This window comes from Kitasatospora sp. CM 4170, from assembly GCF_032110285.1.
Taxonomy (GTDB): domain Bacteria; phylum Actinomycetota; class Actinomycetes; order Streptomycetales; family Streptomycetaceae; genus Kitasatospora; species Kitasatospora aburaviensis.
Genome location: NZ_CP134877.1, coordinates 5,222,843 through 5,242,609, shown reverse-complemented (window position 1 = coordinate 5,242,609; position 19,767 = coordinate 5,222,843). Strand labels below are relative to the sequence as shown.

Sequence of the window (19,767 nt, the reverse complement as noted above, 5' to 3'; positions counted from 1 at the left end):
GGGGCCGGATCAGCCCCCGATCTCCGCTCTCTGCTGCCGCGCCCGGTCGGCGGCCCGCTCGGCGGCGGCGGGCAGCGGTACGGCGAGCCACGGGGTGACGGTCTCCCGCATGCCGGCGGTGAAGCTCAGGCCGAGGTCGGTCAGCGCGCCGGACTCGGCGAGCCGCTCGACCGCCTCGGCGGTGTACCGGCGCCAGAGCGCGAACTCCGCCCGCGCCCGGTCGGCGGCCTCTCCGGGCAGGCCGTCGTAGGCGAGGCAGCGCGCGCCCCAGTACTCGGTGACGGCCAGGTGGGCGTAGGTGCCCTGGAGCAGGCCTTCGACGGGACGCGGGTCCGGCCGCCAGGGAGCGAAGTAGAGCCCCGCGTCGGCCGGGTCGAACAGGTCCAGCAGGTCCAGCACCGCACCGAGCTTCACGTGCTGGAACTCGTGCGCCAGCAGCAGCGCGAGGGTCGGGGCCGTGGCGGGCCGGGCGATGCCGACCACTCCGAACGCCTGTCGGGCGGCCGAGCTGACCTCCCGGCCGGCCGGGCCGGGACGCAGCGGGGTGACCGCCGCCAGGCCGGCCCCGATTCCTGCCGCGTACCCCGGCAGGTCACGCCCGAGGAGCTCCCAGGCCTCGCGCAACGCGCCCGTCCAGTCGAGCAGTTCGCCGTCGGTCAGCCGTCCGGCCACCGCGTGGTCGTGGCTGTCTCGCAGCGGATCGACGTCCTCCAACGCGACCGTCCAGTCGCTGCCCGGGCGGACCCTCCTCAGCGGCTCCGTCAGGGCGGTGAGCACCGACCCGTCCGCGGCCCGGACGGTGAAGCCGTCCGGCCGTCCCGTCACGACCGCCTCCCCGTCCGGCGCCGCGATCCGCCCCAGCGTCGGCAGGTGCAGCCACCCCCCGCGCACCGGGACCGGGACGGCGTCCCCCCGTCCGGCCCGCACCGCGGCGGCGGCGGCCAGCCCCGCGAGCGGCCCAAGCCCGACGCCGAGGTCGCCCGCCAGCTGCCGGGCCGCCCAGGTGCGGGCGTACGGATGGGCGAGGACGACGTCCACCACGGCCGGCGCGCTGCCGTCCAGCTCGGACAGCAGGGACCACGCCTCCGGGCGACCCTGCCCGGAGGCGTCCCAGGCGGCGGCCAGCATCGCGCGGGTGATGGCGAGTTGCGACCGGGCCAGTGCGCGGACGGTGTCCGCGCCGCCGTACCCGCGGGCGAGTTCGTCGATCTGCGTCGGAGCGAGAGCGGCCGGTACCACCTGCGGCGGGGCGCCTTGGGCGGGTACGGACGTGACCGGACCGTTGCCGGCCGCGGTGATGCCGTTGATGAGCGTCATGAGGTCCCCGCAGTAGACGGAGGGGTTGTCGAAGCCGCCGCCACCATCGTCGCCCCGATAGCGGTGGGCGTACAGGCCGCCTCCGCAGGTGCGGACGACCGGGCAGCTGCGGCAGGTGCTGCTGAGCCCCGCGAGGCCCGACTGCCGGGCGGCCATTCCGGGGTGCCGGGCGACGTCGTCCAGGCTGTGTGCGAACACGTCGAAGCCGGTCGCGGGGGCGCCGTCGAAGGCCGTCTTGAGGCTGTCGACCTGCTCGAACGCACCGTCCGTCTCCAGCACGACCAGGTCGGAGGGTTCCAGGCCCAGCGACTCGGTCAGGCTGGTGAATCCGCGCAGCGTCCGGTGCACCGATTCGAAGGTGCGGACGGCGAACGGCCGGCCGTCCGCCTCCCAGAGGCCGTGGACGGTCAGCAGCCAGTCGGCGTAGGGCGTCGGGCCGTGCCCGGAGGGACGCTTCGGCGGCTCGTCCCAGGTGGCATGGGGGAGCAGGAAGTCCACCGCCGGCGGGTGGAGTTCGGCCACGGCCCGGTAGACGGCCACCGGATCGTTCTCGACGTCGACCGTGCACAGCAGTCCGGCGAAGAGGTGGCGGTACTCCGGTTCCCGCAGCAGCGCGACGGCCCGCAGGACCAGCGGATGGCTGCTGCGTCCGTCGGCGAAGCGGCGGTGGCGGTCGTTGGCGACCTTGTCACCGTCCAGCGAGATTCCGACCTTGATGTCCAACTCGGCGAACAGGTCGCAGAATTCGCGCCCGAGGCGGATGCCGTTGGTATGGATCCGGAGGTCGAGGGCACAGTCGGCCGGGAGCGCCGCCCGGAGCGCCTCGGCGACCCGGCGCAGGCGGTCCGGGCCGGCGAGCAGGGGTTCTCCCCCGTGCAGCACGGCCCGGACGGCGGGCAGCCGGTGCGCGGACGCGTGCTCGCCAATGCGCTCGGCGGTCTTGGCCAGGACGTCGTCGCCGATGACCCTCGGCCGCGCGCGCCAGCTGGTGTCCGCATGCTCGTAGACATAGCAGTGGTCGCAAGCGAGATCACAGCGACTGTGCACCTTGACCACGAATTGCGAGAATGGCAGAGAAATTCGCGTCATCGCAGATCTGAATTCAGTTGGGCTTGGCCTGGTGAATCCCGCCCGGAATTCCCGGGCCGGTCAGATCGATGAGTTGAAGGCCGCGACCGCGACTCGCCCGGCTTCGGCGCCGGGCAGAGCGCGCTGAAGTCGGGCGGCGATTTCCTCTGCACCGAGGGCGGCGAGGTCGGCCAGTGAGGGTCGCTCCGTGACGTCCTGAGGGAGCGTCAGGTTGGCGGCTGGCCTGGTGCTGGTTACCGGTGTCATATTCGTTTCCTTAGGCGCGGTTAGGACCTGCCGGGGGCGGGTAGACCACCCGATTGCGACCAATGTAGTGCCCCCGCGACCCCGGCGCGGCACGTTGCGGTCTCAAGTTGGTCTCCTCCGCCGGTCGATGCCCTGCAGCGGCGCCCGGAACTCCAAGAATTCACCCGTTCAGCGGTCGCGCGCTTTGCCGTGGCGCGCGCCGAACGGGGACGCCGGGCCGAATGCTCGGCCCGGCGGACAGGCTCTACCGCCCGGCGGCGTACCCCCACAGGGCCGCCGTGGCCTGGGCGCTGAGCGCCCCGGCGGTGCCGGCACAGGCCGCGACGACCATCGCGTCGAAGGCCCGCTTCAGCAGCCCGGGGCGGCTCGGCCGGCCCGGGGGCCCGAAGGCGCTGGGGGCGGGTCGTCGTTCTGGGTAGTCTGGTGCATTGGAGTACCCCTCCTTGATCGGGACCGGTGCTCTCGGGGAGTCCCATGACGGCCAGGCGGCCACCTGACCGATCGTCAATGGGGCTCCCCCACTGCGCTTTTGTTTCCATTCCCCAATGTAGTGCCCCGGCGGGCCGTCGACCGCGGAATGCGGGAGTGAATTCCCCGCCGCCCGCCGACCGACCCGGCGCGGGCCGAGGCCCGATCGGACTCTATTCCGGGCCGCCCAATTCGCGGACGGCGCAGACCAGTTCCTCGGTGAACTCGCGGCCGTGCGCCGTGAGCTCCGCGCTGTCCAGCAGCGTACTGCCTGCCGACAGGGCATGGCCTCGCCAGCGGGCGAACTCCCCCTCGGCCCGCCGCCGCTCGCCCCCCGATCCGGTGGCCGGTTCGGCGCGCCAGAAGTCCGCGACGCCCAGGTGTGCGTAGGCGCCCTGGAGCAGGGCGCCGATCGGGCGCAGGTCGGACCGCCAGGGGGCATGGTGGACGGCGGCACCGTTCGGCTGATGCAACGGCACGAGGTCGAGCAGCGCCCCGAGTCGGATGTGCAGGAACTCGTGTACCAGGGCCAGCGCGAGCAGCGTCGTCTCATCTGCCAGGCGGCCGCCAACTCGGACTGCCGGCCGGACAGTTCGCCGCCGGACAGCGGGCCGGCCGGCGGCCGGCCGCAGTCCACCCGGCGCGGCCCGACGTGGTCGATCACCGGCTCCCGGCGCAGCCCGTCGCCCTCCGACCGAAGGGGTTCGCCGCCCCCGGGCCGGACCACGCCGAACAGCCCGGCGAAGAGGTCCCGGTGCTCGGCCGATCCCGGCAGGCGCACCGCCTCGGCGGTCCGCGGGCGCCCGGGCTCCCGCGCTATCCCGCCTCACCGGGCCCGCCCCGCTTCACGGGCAGAGGCGCTCCACCCGCCAGCCGCCCGGCGCCGACGGGTCCGCGAGGTAGCGCAGCCGGTCGTGCAGCCGGTTCTCCCGCCCCTGCCAGAACTCCACGCTCTCCGGGACCACCCGGTAGCCGCCCCAGAACGGCGGCACCGGCACTCCCTCGCCCTCCGGGTACCGGCGTTCCAGCTCCGCGTACCGCTGCTCCAGCACCTCCCGGCCGTCCACCGGGCTGGACTGCTCGCTGGCCCAGGCGCCGAGCTGGGAGCCGTGCGGACGGGTGCGGAAGTAGGCGGCGGTCTCGTCCCGGCCGACCTTCTCCACCCGGCCCTGCACGATCACCTGGCGGGCCAGCGCGATCCACGGGAACAGCAGCCCCGCATACGGGTTCTCGGCCAGCTCGGCGCCCTTGCGCGAGCCGTAGTTGGTGAAGAAGACGAAGCCGCGGCTGTCGAAGCCCTTCAGCAGCACGGTGCGCGAGCTGGGCCGGCCCTCGGCGTCCGCGGTGGAGAGCACCATCGCGTTCGGCTCCACCACCCCGGCGTCGTCGGCCTCGTGGAACCAGCGGGTGAACTGGGCGATCGGCTCGGCGGCGAGCTGCTCCTCGACCAGGCCCTCGTGGGTGTAGTGCTTGCGCATCACGGTGAGGTCCGGCCCGGGCCGGGCCTCCTCGGCCAGGATCCGGGTGGCGGGCTGCGAGGGCGTCGACTGGGCGCGTTCCGGGGTCTGCACATCAACATCATCCCGTACGACAAGCAACCGGCACCGCTACCTGTGGACAAACCCCGGTGGGAGATAAGGTGACTCGCCACCGCTTGACCGCCCGACCTACGGTGAATTGTCCGGAACCTGGCGTTTGGTTCCGGAGATTTCCCGGGCACGACCGGCCATCGAGCGAAAGTCAAGCGGCCCCAGGGGAAACATCACCACGGTGGTGTATGGCGCAATGCACCCCGTGCCTGTCAGGCTGGCACCGAGTGCCAACCACCATCGGTCACTGGTATGCCGCCCCACCATGGCGGCCCGCCGATCGCAGAACTGAAGGAGCCGTCCATGTCCGACTTCGTACCCGGGCTTGAGGGAGTCGTCGCGTTCGAGAGCGAGATCGCCGAACCCGACCGTGAAGGCGGCGCCCTCCGGTACCGCGGTGTCGACATCGACGACCTGGTCGGCCACGTCTCCTTCGGCCACGTCTGGGGCCTGCTGGTGGACGGCAAGTTCAACCCCGGCCTGCCGGCCGCCGAGCCCTTCCCGATCCCGGTCCACTCCGGCGACATCCGCGTCGACGTGCAGTCCGCCCTCGCCATGCTCGCCCCGGTCTGGGGCCTGCGGCCGCTGCTGGACATCTCCGCCGAGCAGGCCCGCGACGACCTCGCCCGCGCCGCCGTGATGGCCCTCTCCTACGTCGCCCAGTCGGCCCGCGGCCAGGGCCTGCCGATGGTCCCGCAGAGCGAGATCGACAAGGCCGAGACCGTCGTCGAGCGCTTCATGATCCGCTGGCGCGGCGAGCCGGACCCGAAGCACGTCAAGGCCATCGACGCCTACTGGACCTCCGCCGCCGAGCACGGCATGAACGCCTCCACCTTCACCGCCCGCGTCATCGCCTCCACCGGCGCCGACGTCGCGGCCGCGCTCTCCGGCGCCGTCGGCGCGATGTCCGGCCCGCTGCACGGCGGTGCGCCGTCCCGCGTGCTCGGCATGATCGAGGAGATCGAGCGCACGGGCGACGCCACCGCCTGGGTCAAGAACGCGCTGGACAAGGGCGAGCGCCTGATGGGCTTCGGCCACCGCGTCTACCGCGCCGAGGACCCGCGCGCCCGCGTGCTGCGCCGCACCGCCAAGGAGCTCGGCGCGCCGCGCTTCGAGGTCGCCGAGGCGCTGGAGAAGGCCGCGCTGGAGGAGCTGCACAACCGCCGCCCCGACCGCGTGCTGGCCACCAACGTCGAGTTCTGGGCCGCCATCATGCTGGACTTCGCCGAGGTCCCGGCGCACATGTTCACCTCGATGTTCACCTGCGCCCGCACCGCCGGCTGGTCGGCCCACATCCTGGAGCAGAAGCGCACCGGCCGCCTGGTCCGCCCGGCCGCCCGCTACATCGGCCCCGGCCCGCGCAGCCCGCGCGACATCGAGGGCTACGACGCGATCGCGCACTGACCCGAAAGAGCTGCGAGCCAGCGGGTCCGGCACCGGCCGGGCCCGCTGTTTCCGCAGCTCGCAGCCGGGTTGGCGACATCTCAGCGATCGGACGGCGGTCACGGCGGACGGCCGGTGACCGGTAGGCTGCGCCCCGTGGCTCAGATCCAGATCCCCGCTGACATCAAGCCCGCCGACGGCCGATTCGGCTGCGGCCCGTCCAAGGTGCGCCCCGAGGCCCTGAGTGCCCTCGCCGCGACCGAGACCTCCCTGCTCGGCACCTCCCACCGCCAGGCCCCGGTGAAGAACCTGGTCAAGCGCGTGCGCGAGGGCGTGAGCAGCCTCTTCTCCCTCCCCGAGGGATACGAGGTCGTACTCGGCAACGGCGGCTCCACCGCCTTCTGGGACATCGCGGCATTCGGCCTGGTGCGGGAGAAGTCCCAGCACCTCGACTTCGGCGAGTTCTCGTCCAAGTTCGCCTCCTCGGTCAAGGCCGCCCCGTGGCTGGCCGAGCCGACCGTGATCAAGACCGCGCCGGGCACCCACCCGCTGCCGGTCGCCGAGGCCGGCGTGGACGCCTACGCGCTCACCCACAACGAGACCTCGACCGGTGTCGCGATGCCGATCGCCCGCCCGGCCGGCGCCGACCAGGGCTCGCTGGTCCTGGTGGACGCCACCTCCGGCGCCGGCGGCCTGCCGGTGGACATCGCCGAGACCGACGTCTACTACTTCGCCCCGCAGAAGTCCTTCGCCGCCGAGGGCGGCCTCTGGCTGGCGACCTTCTCCCCGGCCGCCCTGGAGCGCGCCGCCGAGATCGCCGGCTCCGGCCGCTACATCCCGCCGTTCTTCGACCTGCCGACGGCCATCGACAACTCGTCGAAGGACCAGACGTACAACACCCCGGCGATCTCCACCCTGTTCCTCCTCGCCGACCAGCTCGACTGGCTGAACGGCAACGGCGGGCTCGACTGGGCCGTCGCCCGTACGGCTGATTCCTCGTCCCGGCTGTACGGCTGGGCCGAGAAGTCCGCGTTCGCCAACCCGTTCGTGGCGAACCCGGCCGAGCGCTCGCAGGTGGTCGGCACGATCGACTTCGACGCCTCGGTGGACGCCGCCGCCGTCGCCAAGGCACTGCGTGCCAACGGCATCGTCGACACCGAGCCGTACCGCAAGCTCGGCCGCAACCAGCTGCGCATCGCGATGTTCCCGGCCGTCGACCCGGCGGACGTCGAGGCGCTGACCGCCTGCATCGACTACGTGGTCGAGCAGCTCTGACGCATCGCGGGCAACACGTGAGGGCCACCGCCCGCGGGCGGTGGCCCTTTCACGTCCGCGCCGTCGCGCCGCCGGACGGCCGGCGGGCGGACCGGCCGGAGGGCCCGGAGGGTCTAGCGGTCGACCAGCGAGCTGATCAGCACGACGACGAGCAGCAGCACCAGGGCGCCGGTGACGATACGCATACGAGTCTTGGGATCCACGGTCAACGAGGGTACCTCCGGCCGGTCGGAGCTCAGACGCCGAGGCTGGATCCCCCGCTGGCGTCCACGTTCTGCCCGGTGACCCAGCGGGCGTCGTCCGAGGCCAGGAAGGCCACGATGTCCGCCACGTCGGACGCCTCGCCGACCCGGTCGAAGGCCGAGTAGGCGGCCACCCGGGCCCGCTCCCGCGGATCCGCCAGCCACGGGTTGATGTCGGTGGCGACGACTCCGGGCAGCACGGAGTTGACCGTGATCCCGCGCGGGCCGAGCTCCTCCGCCAGGGTCAGGGTGAGGGTGTTCAGGGCGCCCTTCGTCATCGCGTACGAAACGGCGCCCGGGAAGGCCACCCGGGTGACGCCGGACGACACGTTGACGATGCGGCCGCCGTCCCGCAGCCGGCCCAGCCCGTGCTGGACGACGAAGAACGGCGCCCTGGCGTTCACCGCGAACACCCGGTCGAAGTCGGCCTCGGCCACCTCGTGGATCCGCCCGAACTGGCCGATCCCGGCGTTGTTCACCAGGATGTCGAGGCCCTCGCCGCCGCCGTGCGCCGCCAGCCCCTCGTCGAAGGCCGCCCAGAGCGCCTGCGCGTCGCCGGGCACGCCCAGCTCGGCACCGATCGCGAAGGCCCGCCCGCCGGCCTGCTCGATCGTCTTCACCACCTCGTCGGCGGCCGCCGCGTTGCCGCCGTAGTGCACGGCGACCAGCGCGCCGTCCCGCCCCAGCCGCTCGGCGATGCCCCGCCCGATCCCCCGGCTGCCGCCCGTCACCAGTGCCATCCTGCCCGCAAGCGCGCCCATGGCCACGCCCCCTCATTTATGTAGCGGTCGCTAATGAAAGGAACCGTAGCACGCGTTCTGTAGTGCTCGATATAGAATCTCGGCATGGCGACGACGAAGGGGCCCGGTACGACGGGGGCCGGCACGGAGACCACGACGGCGGGAGCGGCGACGACGGCCGCGCGGGCCACGACGGCCGTGGGGGCCTCAGGAGCCCCGGCCGCCCCGGCCGCCCCGGCGACCGGACACCGGCGCGGGCGACCGCGCTCCTTCGACCGCGACGCCGCCCTGGAGCAGGCCCTGCGGCTGTTCTGGGAGCACGGCTACGAGGCGACCTCGGTCGCCGACCTCACCACCGCCATGGGCATCCGCCCGCCGTCCCTGTACGCAGCCTTCGGCGACAAGCGGGCGCTGTTCGCGGAGGTGGTGGCCCGCTACCGGGAGAGCCACGGCGCGTACGCCACCCGCGCACTGGCCGAGGAGCCCACCGCCCGGGCCGGGGTGGCCCGGATGCTGCGCGAGGCCGCCGCCCAGGCCACCGACCCGGACCACCCCTGGGGCTGCCTGCTGATCACCTCGACGGTGAACTGCACCACCCCGGAGGTCGTCGAGGCCGTCCGGGAGCTGCGCAACGCCAACGTCCGCGCGCTGGAGTCCCGGATCCGCGCCGACGTCGCGGCCGGCCACGAGCCCGCCGGGACCGACCCGGCCGCCCTGGCGCAGTTCACCGCCACGGTGCTGCAGGGCATGTCCCAGCGGGCCCGGGACGGCGCCGGGCGGGCCGCACTGGAGCGCGTCGCCGACGACGCGATGCGGATCTGGCCGTGACGCCGGGCGGGCGCCCCCGGGGCACCCGGACGCCGGGCGGGCGCCCCCGGCCCTCCTGGACGTGGGGCCCCCGGGGCCTCAGCTCCAGTCGGCGAGCGGCCAGGCCCGGACGGTCCGGTAGTGCGGGGCGCCGCCGTCCGACTCGCTCTGCATGAGCCGCAGCTCGGCGGCCTCCCACTCCGGCCCCCGGTAGTCGGCCAGCGCCGCCGCCAGGCCGTCCAGCTCCGCCGCCGCCACCCGCAGCACCGCCCGCCGGTGGCCCCGGTGGGAGCCGGCCCGGGCCAGCGTCAGGTGCGGGTGGAAGTTGTACGCGTCCGTCGCGCCGGCCACCTCCGCGGTGACCTCGCCGACCGCCTCGGCGAGCCGCCGCAGCGCCCAGGTCTGGCCGTCCACGCCGGCCCAGAGCACCCGGTCGCCGAACCGGCCCGCCCCGGAGATCCGCAGCCGGTGCACCGCGTGCACCTCGGCCACCCCGGCCAGGCCGGCCTCCAGCTCGGGCAGCCGCTCGGCCGGCACCTCGCCGAGGAAGGCCAGCGTCAGGTGCCAGCCCTCGACCGTCGTCCAGCGCAGCCGGTCGGCCCCCGGCAGTCCGCGCACCGGCGCGACCGCGTCGGAGAGCCCCTGCAACGCCTCGACCGGCGGGACCACCGCAACGAAGAGCCTCATACAGCCATCCTCCATCCCCGTACGGCCGGCGGGCGGCTCCCCGGACTTCCCGAACCGCGTCGTCCGGGCTAGAACGGTCTCCATGAAGATCCGCAACGGGGGCCCCGAATCCGTCCCCGACATCCTCGCCCTGCTCGACGGCGCCGTCACCTGGCTGGCCTCCCAGGGCCGCACCGGCCAATGGGGTGACCAGTCCTTCAGCGGCACCCCGGCCCGCGTCGAGCTCGTCACGAAGTACGCCTCGGCGCCGTTCCTGATCCGGCTCGCGGTCGACGACGAGGGCCGCACGGTCGGCTCCTGCGTCCTCTCCGAGGAGCGCGGGCAGTACATCCCGGCGGTGGACGAGCGCGAGCTGTACATCCGCAACCTGGTCACCGACCGGTCCCGCAAGGGTGCGGGCATCGGTGCCGCGCTGATCGCCGACGCGCTCGACGAAGCCCGCCGGCGCGGCATCGGCCTGGTCCGGGTGGACTGCTACGCGGGCGCCGACCGCAAGCTGGTCGGCCAGTACCGCGCGCTCGGCTTCACCGAGACCGAGTCCTTCGAGGTCGAGCAGCCGGGCGGGGTCTGGCACGGCCAGGTGCTGGAGATCAGGCTCTGACCGGACGCCCCGGGGGCGGGCGATCCCGCCCCCGGGGCCGGCGGTCCGTCAGCAGGCCGGGGCCAGCTCCGACTTGGCCGGAGCGGTGGCGCGCGGCACGAAGGCCACCACCCGGCCGCCGCGTCCCGGGTGCAGGTCGAACCGCACCCGCAGATCCGCGCTGCGGGCCAGCACCAGGCCGACCACGGCCGCGGCCGCCGCCGACACCAACCCACAGGCCAGCAGGCCGAGTCGGGGGCCGTACGAGGCGGTCACCCAGCCGACGACCGGCGCGCCGATCGGCGTGCCGCCGGTGAAGACCAGCACCAGCAGACCCATCACCCGGCCCCGCATCTCGGGGTCGGTGCCCAGCTGCAGCGCCGAGTTGACCGAGGTGTTGAAGCTCAGCCCGAAGACCCCGATCAGCGTCAGCAGCACCGCGAAGGTCCAGTAGCCGGGCGCGAACGCGGCCACGACCTCCAGCGCGCCGAACGCCAGCGCCGCCCCCACCAGCCGGCGCAGCCGGGGCGCGCCCCGGCGGGCCGCGAGCAGCGCACCGGCCAGCGAGCCGACCGCCATCGCGGTGTTCAGCAGGCCGTACTGCCCGGCGCCCACGTGGAAGGTGTCGTGGGCGAAACCGGAGAGCAGGGTCGGGAAGTTGAAGCCGAAGGTGCCGATGAACCCGGCCAGCACCATCGGCCAGAGCAGCTCGGGCCGCTCTCTCACGTAGCGCAGGCCCTCGCGCAACTGCCCCTTCTGGCGGGCGATCGGCGGGGAAGGCCGCAGCTCGCTCTCCCGCATCGCCAGCAGACCGCCGATCACGGCGGCGAAGGAGAGCGCGTTCACGGCGAACGCCCAGCCGCTGCCGACCGCCGCGATCAGCAGACCCGCCACGGCGGGGCCGACCAGGCGCGCGGTCTGGAAGTTGGCGGCGTTCAGGCTGACCGCGTTCGCGAGGTCCTTCGGCCCGACCATCTCGGAGACGAAGGCCTGGCGGGTCGGGTTGTCCACCACCGTGACCAGGCCCAGCAGCAGCGCGAACGCGTACACGTAGTACGGCGTCACGACGCCGCCGACGGTGAGCACGGCGAGGCCGGCGGCGAGCAGGCCCATGGCGCCCTGGGTGTAGATCAGCAGCCGGCGCTTGGGCATCCGGTCGGCGAGCACCCCGCCGAACAGGCCGAGCAGCAGCATCGGCAGGAACTGCATCGCGGTGGTGATGCCGACGGCGAGCGGGCTGCCGGTGAGGCTGAGCACCAGCCAGTCCTGGGCGATCCGCTGCATCCAGGTACCGGTGTTGGACACCACCTGGCCGGCGAAGTAGTAGCGGTAGTTGCGCACGCGCAGGGAGGAGAACATCCCCCCGGGCCTGGTGAAGCGGTCCCCCGTGGCGGTCGGGAGGGGGCGCGCCGGCGGAGGGCCGTCGACGGGCGACGGGCGGGCCGCGCCGGGGCGGCCTGGAGCGGCGGGGTCGTCCGCCGCGGTGCGTTCGTCGGGGTCGTCGTCGCCGCTGCCGGGCAGCCCCGTCGGGGCGGGTGCCTGGCTCTCGGCGGCCGCGGCGCTCGCCGCGGCGGGGTCGGTGGTCGGGTCGTCGGTACGGAAAGCGGCGGCGCTGGCTGCGGCCGGCGGTGTCACGGTGGTCTCCCCTCGCGGCGCGACGACCCGTCGGGGGGCCGTCGCGCTCCTGGTGTCAGTGGTCGGTCCTGCGGTGATGCGGTTCTCCTTCGTCTTCCGGCGGCTGACCGGAACGGCTGTGCCTAGAGGTGTGCGAGCTTGTAGAGCACCGGCGCGGCCTCCCTCAGGACGGCCCACTCCTCCTCGTCGAGCCCCTCGGCGAGTTCGGCGAGCCAGGCGTTGCGCCGGCGGCGGCTCTCCGTGAGGATCTCCTCCGCCTGCTCGGTACTGCTGACGACCACCTGCCGGCGGTCCTCCGGGTGCGGCTCCCGCCGCACCAGGCCCTTCTCCTCCAGCATCGCGACGATCCTGGTCATCGAGGGCGGCTGTACGTGCTCCTTCCGGGCGAGCTCACCCGGCGTGGCCTTCCCGCAGCGCGCGAGGGTGCCCAGCACCCCCATCTCGGTGGGGCTGAGCGACTCCTCGACCCGCTGGTGACGCAGGCGTCGGGAGAGGCGCATGGTGGACGACCGCAGCTGGTTGACGGCTGCGAGGTCCTGCTCGGACATCTCGGGCATGTTCTTTAGCCTACGTCATTACTCTCGCTAAAGAAAAATTGGTTTCCGGACGCCCGCGGCCCGGCGGTCGGCACCGGGTGCCCTGCGCCTGCGGCAGCCAGTGGCACGGGCGTTCAGCGCTCGGTGGCACGGGTCTGCGGCACCCGGTGGCACGGGCGTTCAGCCCCGGGTGTCCACCGCGGCGAGGCCGTCCGGCATGCCCAGCACCAGCAGCGTCCCGGCCAGGGCGAGCGACCAGACCTCCGAGCCGGTCCGCAGGTCCAGCACCCGGCCGGTCCCGAGGTCGCGGACCCGGACCAGCCCGTCGGACCAGGCCGCGGCCACCACCGGGCCGGCCGCCGTCGTCCCGGCGGCCACCGCCGTCACCGGACAGCCCCGCCGGTCGGACGGCTCGGGCATCGGCCCCGAGCGCGGGCCCCAGAGCCGGACGGCGCCGTCGAAACCGCCGCTCGCCAGCAGCGGGATCTCCGGATCGGACAGCGGCCCGCCGCCCAGCGCGGTACCGGCCAGCGCGGTGACCGGGCCGTGGTGCAGCCGCTCGCTGACCACCTTGCCGTCCTCGTACCAGTGCACGGCGCCGGCCGCGTCGCCGAACGCCGGCGCGGAGTCGGCCAGCCCGCCGATCGCCGCCACCGCGCTCAGGCCACCGCCCGGGCCTTCGGCCGGCGTCGGGCCGCCGGCCGCCGAGCGGACCGCGTCCAGCGCCGTCATCAGCCCGTACGGCTCCAGGCCCGGCCGCGGTTCCGCCGGGGCCACCAGCTCCGCCCGGCCCCAGGCGTCGAGCAGCACGACGGATCCGCCGGCCGTCACCGCCAGCCCCCGCAGCGGGCGCGGGGCCGGCACCACCACGGCTCCGGCGCGGCGGCCGGTGGCGGCGTCGAAGGTCCGGACCGCGCCCGTGGGATCGGCCACCAGCACCTGTGACAGGTACGGTCCCGCCCCGGCGGTGATCGCGACGGCCGGTCCCGGCCAGTCCGGGTCGGCCCCCTCCCACCGCGCCCAGCGCCCGGACCAGGGCGCGGGCAGCTGCGCGAGGACGGCCGCGGCGGCCGCGGCGACGGGGTCCGCACCCAGTAGCCGGGTCCGCAGCACGGCGGCCCGGACGGCCGGGTCGGGCTCGTCGATCACGGCCGGCCCGGCAGCACGCCAGGCCCGGGCCGGCGCGTCGTCCCGTCGCTCGACGGCCGCCGTCACCGGGACGGGGTCGGCCAGCGCGTAGAGCAGCGGGTCGGCGGCCAGCGGGCCGGGGTCGCCACCGGCCGCGGCCGCCGCCCAGAGCGCGGACAGGGCCTCCTCGCCGGCGGCACGCAGGTCGGCACCGGCCGGCGGCAACGGCGCCGGCGGGGCGGCCGGTGCCCCGAGGACCGGGCCGGGCAGCGGGTAGGCGGCCGCGTCGCCGCCCCGGACCGCCGCCCACTGGTCGAACCGCGCCCGGTCCGTCCACTGCGGGTCGCCGAGGTCCAGCACCGCCGGTGCGGGCACCGCGGTGAACGCCCCGGCCGCCGCGCCACCGGTCGCCGCCCCGACCACCAGCCGCACGCCGGGCAACCGGAGCAGCGGGTCGAGCAGCCCGGTCACCAGACCGGCCGGGTCGACGGCCTCGTCCAGCCCGGGTATGCAGATCAGCACCGGCCGGCCGTCGGCCGCGATCGCCTCGACCAGTGGGCCCGGGGCGTGCGCGACCAGGTCGAGCTGGCGCCCCAGCGACCAGACGGCCGTACGGACGGTGGCCCCGGCGGCGGGCAGCACGGCGTGGATCCGCCGGGCGCCCGGCACCGTCTCCGTGGTGCAGCCGCGGACCAGCCAGGCCAGCAGGTGCGACTTGCCGGCCCCGGGCGGCCCCGCCACCCGGCACAGCCGCGGTGCCCGCGGGTCGTCCAGCCAGCCGAGCAGTGCCAGTCCGGCCGGCTTGCGCCCCGCCCCCAGCGGCGGCATCCGTCGCCCGTCCTGCGTCATTCCCTGCTTCCCTCTCCGCGTTCCCGCCGCTGCTCCGGCCCTGCCGTACCCGGCCCCGGCCCTGCCGGCTCACGGCCGTGCCCGGCCCCGGCCCTGCTCGGGCCGAGCCCCGTCCGGGCTCAGCCCTGCCGCTCGGCCAGGCTGATCATCAACGCCTTGATCCCGCTCTCGCGGGACTCGGCCGTCTCCCCGTAGTCGAAGCTGTGGGTGAACTCCGCCTCCGGGAACTCCTGCGCCATCCAGCGGGCGCAGTAGTGCCCGGGCATCATGCACGGCTCCAGCTCGCAGTAGACCCGGACCACCTGCTCGGGCTCGACGCCCTCCGCCCGCAGCCGGTGCCAGAGCGCCTCCTCCGGATGCAGCAGCCCCGGACCGCCCACCTCCGTGACGATCCGCTTCCCGCCCTGCTCGTCGACCACCTCGAAGGCCGCCGACGAATCGACGTTCAACGGGCGCCGCAGGTCGTCCAGCACCCGCGGCCACCAGCCCTCACGGTCCTCGAACGCGGCGGGATCGGCCGCCAGCAGGCCCTGGCGCAGCTCCCGGTAGGCGGCGAACGCCTCCTCCGGCCGGTCCGCCGCGGCGACCGCGGACAGCAGCCGGTCGAACAGCAGCAGTCCGGCCGCGAACTCCGCCACGCCCGAGTTCACCGGCAGGTCCACCGGCTCGGAGCCCAGCAGCACCGCCCGGACCGACCGGTCCGGCGCGAAGTAGAGCTCCGCCCCGCCGTCCGTGCCGATCCGCAGCTGGGCCGCCACCGGTCCCGCGTCCAGCCCGGAGCCGGCCGCGTACTCGCCCAGCGAGAGCGGGTCAGACTCCTCGGCGGCCCGGAAGTACGGCCCCACCTGGAGTGGCAGCCCCGGGTGCCGCAGCGGCCCCGCGGGCGCGACCGGCAGGGCCCGCAGCCCCCGCGGGCCGAAGTGCGCCAGCAGTGCCGCCGTCAGCTCGTCGTCCCCGTCCGCGTTCACATCCGCCTTCACGTCCGCGTTCACGTCCGAACCCGCCCTCTCACAGCATGGGGTAGGAGTCGAGGAACGCCGTCCAGAACTCGCTCTCGAAGGGCCGCGAGTCCCAGCGCTCCATGCCCTCGCGGACGATCTCCTCCACCTCGGCCCAGTCGTACGGGTTCGGGCGCTCGTCCGGCCCCGGCCGCTCCACCTCGAACTTGTAGACCAGGTAACCGAGCGAGGAGACGTCCCCGTGGACCAGCTCGTACTCGATCTCGGAGTCCGGGTCGGAGACCCAGATCGTCCCGTCGCCGAGGTGCACGAAGACGACGGCCTGGTAGAGCATCCCCAGCGGCTGCAGCCTGCCGTGCGGGGTGTCCACCGGCTCCGGGTCCGGCCAGGTCGCGAAGGCCTTCTCCGGGCTCGCCGGATCCCGCTCCGCGAACTCCGCCAGGATCCGGAAGAGCCCGTTGGAGCACGGGATCCCGACCTCCGTCACGAAGCGCGCGCCGTCGCCGTCCGGCCAGATCCGCGCCGCCACGTCGGGCCGGAACCTCAGGAGGTCGCCGGGCTCCGCCTCTTCCATGACCGCGGGCCAGTCAATCCCTACCAGCAACTGTCTTCCATCCTTCGAGCTCGCATGTCAGTGGCCCTTGTGCTTCTTCTTCGCGGCCTGCTTGGCCTCGTGGGCCGCCTTGTCCTGCTGCCCCTGTGCGTCGAAGTCCGTCGGCCCCATCGTGCCACCATGCTGGCCCGCGGCGTGATCCTTCTCCAGCTGGTCCAGATAGGCCCGGTGGCCCCAGTCGCGGTCCGCCGTCTTGACCTTGCTGTCGTAGTCGACGCCGTAGGTGACGTTCAGGTCGGGATTGGCCGGCTCGAAGTGCCGGCCCAGCCAGCGCTCGCAGTTCGGGCCCGCCTGGCAGGGCGCCCGTTCGGTGTAGAGGTCGCTGACGTTGCCTTCCTTGCCCCCCAGCAACGGCTTGCCGATCGACCGCTCCGAGTGGCTCCGGACGTAGTCGCTCCGGCCGACGAGGATGAACTCGCCGTTCTCGTCGCGGTACCTGAGCGAGGCGTAGTTCTTGCCGCCGTAGTCGCCCTGGGCACGCCGGGCCTCCTCCACCGCCTGCGAGAGCGGGGACGGCTCTTTGATCTTGCTGCTGCCGACCTTCTCGTTCTTCTTCTGCTTGCCGTCCGCGTCCTTGTCGGTCTTCTTGTACTGCCGCGCGTGGTACTTGTCCTTCAGGTCCTTCGGGTCCGCGTCCTTGACCTTGTCGGAGTCGCCGTCCAGCAGGGTCTTGAGGGACTTGTCGCTCCCGTCCAGGTCGACGAGCTTGCCGTCCTTGATCTCCTGGACCCGGCCGTCGTCGTGGATGAAGTACTTCCGGGCCGGCTGCTTCGAGCCGCCGCCACCGCCGCCGGCACCCGCGTGCGGCGGCGGGGCGCCGCCGTCCTTGCCCTTGCCGTTGAGGTCCTTGGCGTGGTGCGCATCGTTGTCGCTGTGGTGCTTGGCGGCCTTGTTGAGGTTGTCGCCCGCCTGCTTGTACATCTTCTTGGCGGCCTTGCCCATGTCGTCGGCGAGGGCCTTGCCGAGCTTCTGGGCCCCGTGCTGGAGGGCCTTGACGATCGGGTCGCTCATTCGAAGCTCATCGCTGCGACTCGGCCGCGGAAGACCTGCGCGTGCTGGGCCACCTTCTCCGCCTGCTCGTGCAGGGCCCGGGCGTGCGACTCCACGGCCGCGGGGTTGATCTTGAATCCGCTGCCGGCCGAACCGCCGCCGCCGTTCAGCGCCGCCTCCGCCGCCTCGAACACCAGGCCGGAGACCGCCTCCGAGACGACCTCCACGAGCGGGGTGATCGCGGCCTCGACCACCTGGCCGACGACGTAGTCCTCCAACTGGTGCGCCAGGTAGGACATCAGCTTGCGCGCGGCCTGCTGGGCGGCGACCGCCCCGACCTCCGAGATGCCGGCGGTCGCCACGGCGGCGGCCTGGGCGGCGACGAAGGTGGCGGCCAGGACGACGAGCTCGCCGAGCGCCTCCAGCTTCATGCCGACGATCACGTCGGCGGCGGTGTCCAGGGCCTTCGACACCACGTGGGCCGCCTGGACGACCTCGTTGAAGTGCTTGTCGGACATCAGCGCCCACTTGGCGACCAACGCCTCGTAGGACGCGCCCTCGTAGGCCCCGCCCAGCTGATGGATCGTCGCCGTCGAGTCCGTGTGGAGGTCTTCGAGACCCTTCGCGAACTCCTTCACGTGCTCGCCGAATTCGCGGACCTTGTCCTCGTTGATCGCCGGCCAGCGGATGCCGAGGAACTCAAGAAGCGTCACCACTTCGCCCGGCAGCTCGATCGCCATCGACAAACCCCCCCGCACACAACAATCCCCCGATATGATCAAAAGTCTATACATCTGGCCGACGGCCACCGGCACCGGAGGCGTGCCGATTCTGTGGCGATCCGGCGTGATCCGGCCCGATCCGCAGCCATCCACGCCGATCCGTGCCGAATCCGTGCCGCTCCGCACCCGCCGGCAGCCCCCGCCGCCATCGGCCGTGCCCTCCATGACTCCCGGTGCGATGCTGGTCCTGGGACCCGATCCACGCGGGCCCCGGCGCCGCGCCACCGCTCTCAGGAGAAGGGCCGACCAGAAATGACCGACGTCGCCGCCGAACAGGCCGAGCAGGCCGACACCGGCTTCGCCCGCCTCGCCATGGTCACCATCGACTGCGCCGACCCGGTCGCGCTGGCCGCCTTCTACGGCGAGCTGCTGGGGTGGGAGACCAGGCACGTGGACGAGCACTTCGCGATCCTCGACAACCCGGAGGGCGGCAGCCCGCTCGGCTTCGGGCGGGTCAACGGCTACCGACCCGAGCCGTGGACCGAGCCGGACGGCGGCAAGCACTTCCACCTGGACTTCTACGTCGACGACCTGGAGGAGTCCACCGCCAAGGCGCTCGCGCTCGGCGCCACCGAGCCGCAGTACCAGCACGGCCGCACGCTCAAGGTGCTGATCGACCCGGCCGGCCACCCGTTCGGTCTAGCCCCTTTGGAGTGACCCACAAACGCCCTCGGCAGCAGCGGGCACGCCGTGCGCAGGCGGCGTCAGGGCTTGGTGCCAAGATCTTGCCGATCACGTGAAGACCGCCCCTGACCTGCGGTTTCACGAAAAGCGCGAACATTGAGCGACTCACCGGTAGTGGCTACTGTCCCGGGTTGTCAGGGGCACCACACGCTAGGCTCCCCCGGGCGGCCCCCTGCGCGCCCCCTTTCGCGCGCGCTCCCGCACGCCCGGCCCGCCTCCGGCCACCGCTCCCGCCCGAACCCCTGGCACCACTCCTTCCCCGAACCCGTCAGGAGTTCCTCGTGGGTGAGATCCATCATGCGGACCACGGCTGGGTGACGCCCGCGGTCTCGTACTTCGTCGCCTGTCTGGGCGCCTTCGTCGCCCTGCGCGCCACCCGCTGGGCACTGGTGTCCCCGGGCCGCACCCGGGTCTACTGGCTGCTCTTCGCGTCGACCTCGCTCGGCGCGGGCATCTGGTCGATGCACTTCATCGCCATGCTCGGCTTCTCCGTCACCGGTCTCGACATCGGCTACCGCCCGGCACTGACGGTGGTCAGCCTGCTGGTCGCGATCCTCTTCGTCGGCCTCGGGATGTTCGCCGTCGGCTACAGCCGGCACCGCGTCCCGGCGCTGCTCGCGGCCGGGCTGACCACCGGGCTCGGGGTGGCGGCGATGCACTACCTCGGTATGGCCGCGATGGTCCTGCCCGGCCACGTCGGCTACGACCACGTCATGGTGGGGCTCTCGGTCGGCATCGCGGTGTTCGCCGCGACGGCCGCGCTCTGGGCCGCGCTGAACATCCGGGGGACGCTCGCGGTCACGGCCGCGGCCCCGGTCATGGGCGTCGCGGTGTGCGCGATGCACTACACCGGGATGGCCGCCGTCTCCGTCCGGCCGGACTCCTCGCAGAGCACCCAGGGCGGGGTGATGGCACTGCAGTTCATCTTCCCGCTGGTGGTCGGGCTGGGCTGCTACGTCTTCTTCGGCTCGCTGGCCTTCGCGGTCTCGCCGAGCCGCAGCGCGCTCAACGCGCAGCCGGTCCTGGCGGGCCGGGCGGCCCCGCTGGCCCGGCCCGGACGCTGAGGTCCGCGGCCGGAGGGCCCCGCCGCGGCTGCGTCGCGGTGGGGCCCTCCGGCCGTTCTCCGGCCGTCCCGGCGGCCCGGCGGCCCCGGGCGGCTCTACGCCCC

19 protein-coding genes are annotated in these 19,767 nt (G+C 73.7%); 6 read left to right on the top strand and 13 right to left on the bottom strand.

Annotation, left to right across the window (positions count from 1 at the left end; translation table 11 throughout):
• Positions 1–9: 9 nt before the first annotated feature.
• From RMN57_RS22450 to pdxH, 4 genes are all read right to left on the bottom strand, one after another.
• Positions 10–2,406: an FxsB family cyclophane-forming radical SAM/SPASM peptide maturase gene (locus RMN57_RS22450; protein WP_380235733.1), complete on the bottom strand. Its 2,397-nt coding sequence runs from the start codon at positions 2,404–2,406 to the stop codon at positions 10–12.
• A 490-nt stretch (positions 2,407–2,896) separates the two neighbouring features.
• A complete protein-coding gene (locus RMN57_RS22445; protein ID WP_313765129.1) occupies positions 2,897–3,160 on the bottom strand; it encodes a hypothetical protein in 264 nt (87 codons plus the stop codon).
• A gap of 133 nt (positions 3,161–3,293) precedes the next feature.
• Positions 3,294–3,950: an aKG-HExxH-type peptide beta-hydroxylase gene (locus RMN57_RS22440; RefSeq protein WP_313765128.1), complete on the bottom strand. Its 657-nt coding sequence runs from the start codon at positions 3,948–3,950 to the stop codon at positions 3,294–3,296.
• Positions 3,951–3,965: 15 nt separating this feature from the next.
• Positions 3,966–4,598, bottom strand: a complete 633-nt coding sequence (gene pdxH, locus RMN57_RS22435) for a pyridoxamine 5'-phosphate oxidase (RefSeq protein WP_313767915.1) — start codon at positions 4,596–4,598, stop codon at positions 3,966–3,968.
• 414 nt (positions 4,599–5,012) lie between these two features.
• On the opposite strand from pdxH, the gene RMN57_RS22430 reads away from it, so the two are divergent.
• Positions 5,013–6,113 (top strand): citrate synthase 2, encoded by a 1,101-nt coding sequence (locus RMN57_RS22430; protein ID WP_238861305.1) that lies wholly within the window; start codon positions 5,013–5,015, stop codon positions 6,111–6,113.
• A gap of 135 nt (positions 6,114–6,248) precedes the next feature.
• Complete coding sequence (gene serC / locus RMN57_RS22425) at positions 6,249–7,367, top strand: phosphoserine transaminase (RefSeq protein WP_313765127.1); 1,119 nt, start codon at positions 6,249–6,251, stop codon at positions 7,365–7,367.
• Positions 7,368–7,602: 235 nt separating this feature from the next.
• Here serC and RMN57_RS22420 read toward each other — a convergent pair whose 3' ends face one another.
• Positions 7,603–8,370 (bottom strand): SDR family oxidoreductase, encoded by a 768-nt coding sequence (locus RMN57_RS22420; protein ID WP_313765126.1) that lies wholly within the window; start codon positions 8,368–8,370, stop codon positions 7,603–7,605.
• An 84-nt stretch (positions 8,371–8,454) separates the two neighbouring features.
• Between RMN57_RS22420 and RMN57_RS22415 the strand changes: the two genes are divergently transcribed.
• A complete protein-coding gene (locus RMN57_RS22415; protein WP_313765125.1) occupies positions 8,455–9,177 on the top strand; it encodes a TetR/AcrR family transcriptional regulator in 723 nt (240 codons plus the stop codon).
• A 78-nt stretch (positions 9,178–9,255) separates the two neighbouring features.
• Here the strand turns inward: RMN57_RS22415 and thpR are convergent, their stop codons facing one another.
• Positions 9,256–9,843: an RNA 2',3'-cyclic phosphodiesterase gene (thpR, locus tag RMN57_RS22410; protein ID WP_313765124.1), complete on the bottom strand. Its 588-nt coding sequence runs from the start codon at positions 9,841–9,843 to the stop codon at positions 9,256–9,258.
• Positions 9,844–9,925: 82 nt separating this feature from the next.
• Here thpR and RMN57_RS22405 point away from each other — a divergent pair, with 82 nt between their 5' ends.
• A complete protein-coding gene (locus RMN57_RS22405; RefSeq protein WP_313765123.1) occupies positions 9,926–10,444 on the top strand; it encodes a GNAT family N-acetyltransferase in 519 nt (172 codons plus the stop codon).
• Positions 10,445–10,492: 48 nt separating this feature from the next.
• On the opposite strand, the gene RMN57_RS22400 is transcribed toward RMN57_RS22405, so the two are convergent.
• The 7 genes from RMN57_RS22400 to RMN57_RS22370 form a co-directional block, all read right to left on the bottom strand.
• Positions 10,493–11,944 (bottom strand): MFS transporter, encoded by a 1,452-nt coding sequence (locus RMN57_RS22400; RefSeq protein ID WP_380235770.1) that lies wholly within the window; start codon positions 11,942–11,944, stop codon positions 10,493–10,495.
• A gap of 236 nt (positions 11,945–12,180) precedes the next feature.
• On the bottom strand, positions 12,181–12,615 hold the full coding sequence (locus RMN57_RS22395) for a MarR family transcriptional regulator (protein WP_313765121.1): 435 nt from the start codon (positions 12,613–12,615) through the stop codon (positions 12,181–12,183).
• Positions 12,616–12,774: 159 nt separating this feature from the next.
• Positions 12,775–14,571: a hypothetical protein gene (locus RMN57_RS22390; protein ID WP_313765120.1), complete on the bottom strand. Its 1,797-nt coding sequence runs from the start codon at positions 14,569–14,571 to the stop codon at positions 12,775–12,777.
• 119 nt (positions 14,572–14,690) lie between these two features.
• Positions 14,691–15,563, bottom strand: coding sequence for a nucleic acid/nucleotide deaminase domain-containing protein (locus tag RMN57_RS22385; protein WP_313765119.1), 873 nt, complete (start codon positions 15,561–15,563; stop codon positions 14,691–14,693).
• Positions 15,564–15,579: 16 nt separating this feature from the next.
• A complete protein-coding gene (locus RMN57_RS22380) occupies positions 15,580–16,134 on the bottom strand; it encodes an SUKH-4 family immunity protein (RefSeq protein WP_313765118.1) in 555 nt (184 codons plus the stop codon).
• Positions 16,135–16,161: 27 nt separating this feature from the next.
• Positions 16,162–17,154: a nucleic acid/nucleotide deaminase domain-containing protein gene (locus RMN57_RS22375; RefSeq protein ID WP_313765117.1), complete on the bottom strand. Its 993-nt coding sequence runs from the start codon at positions 17,152–17,154 to the stop codon at positions 16,162–16,164.
• A complete protein-coding gene (locus RMN57_RS22370) occupies positions 17,151–17,873 on the bottom strand; it encodes a WXG100 family type VII secretion target (protein WP_313765116.1) in 723 nt (240 codons plus the stop codon). The genes RMN57_RS22375 and RMN57_RS22370 overlap by 4 nt, the downstream gene beginning before the upstream one ends.
• A gap of 294 nt (positions 17,874–18,167) precedes the next feature.
• Between RMN57_RS22370 and RMN57_RS22365 the strand changes: the two genes are divergently transcribed.
• Both RMN57_RS22365 and RMN57_RS22360 read left to right on the top strand, forming a co-directional pair.
• The gene (locus RMN57_RS22365; RefSeq protein WP_313765115.1) at positions 18,168–18,572 is read left to right on the top strand and encodes a VOC family protein; all 405 of its coding nucleotides are present in this window, start codon (positions 18,168–18,170) and stop codon (positions 18,570–18,572) included.
• 308 nt (positions 18,573–18,880) lie between these two features.
• The gene (locus RMN57_RS22360; RefSeq protein WP_313765114.1) at positions 18,881–19,663 is read left to right on the top strand and encodes an MHYT domain-containing protein; all 783 of its coding nucleotides are present in this window, start codon (positions 18,881–18,883) and stop codon (positions 19,661–19,663) included.
• The last annotated feature ends 104 nt before the right edge of the window (positions 19,664–19,767 follow it).

What these genes read in the sequence shown, in the direction of transcription:
- RMN57_RS22450 (WP_380235733.1), bottom strand. Translation starts at nt 2,406, where the DNA reads ATGACGCGAATTTCTCTGCCATTCTCGCAATTCGTGGTCAAGGTGCAC.
- pdxH (WP_313767915.1), bottom strand. Translation starts at nt 4,598, where the DNA reads ATGCGCAAGCACTACACCCACGAGGGCCTGGTCGAGGAGCAGCTCGCC.
- RMN57_RS22430 (WP_238861305.1), top strand. Translation starts at nt 5,013, where the DNA reads ATGTCCGACTTCGTACCCGGGCTTGAGGGAGTCGTCGCGTTCGAGAGC.
- RMN57_RS22420 (WP_313765126.1), bottom strand. Translation starts at nt 8,370, where the DNA reads ATGGGCGCGCTTGCGGGCAGGATGGCACTGGTGACGGGCGGCAGCCGG.
- RMN57_RS22415 (WP_313765125.1), top strand. Translation starts at nt 8,455, where the DNA reads ATGGCGACGACGAAGGGGCCCGGTACGACGGGGGCCGGCACGGAGACC.
- thpR (WP_313765124.1), bottom strand. Translation starts at nt 9,843, where the DNA reads ATGAGGCTCTTCGTTGCGGTGGTCCCGCCGGTCGAGGCGTTGCAGGGG.
- RMN57_RS22405 (WP_313765123.1), top strand. Translation starts at nt 9,926, where the DNA reads ATGAAGATCCGCAACGGGGGCCCCGAATCCGTCCCCGACATCCTCGCC.
- RMN57_RS22395 (WP_313765121.1), bottom strand. Translation starts at nt 12,615, where the DNA reads ATGCCCGAGATGTCCGAGCAGGACCTCGCAGCCGTCAACCAGCTGCGG.
- RMN57_RS22390 (WP_313765120.1), bottom strand. Translation starts at nt 14,571, where the DNA reads ATGACGCAGGACGGGCGACGGATGCCGCCGCTGGGGGCGGGGCGCAAG.
- RMN57_RS22375 (WP_313765117.1), bottom strand. Translation starts at nt 17,154, where the DNA reads ATGAGCGACCCGATCGTCAAGGCCCTCCAGCACGGGGCCCAGAAGCTC.
- RMN57_RS22370 (WP_313765116.1), bottom strand. Translation starts at nt 17,873, where the DNA reads ATGGCGATCGAGCTGCCGGGCGAAGTGGTGACGCTTCTTGAGTTCCTC.
- RMN57_RS22365 (WP_313765115.1), top strand. Translation starts at nt 18,168, where the DNA reads ATGACCGACGTCGCCGCCGAACAGGCCGAGCAGGCCGACACCGGCTTC.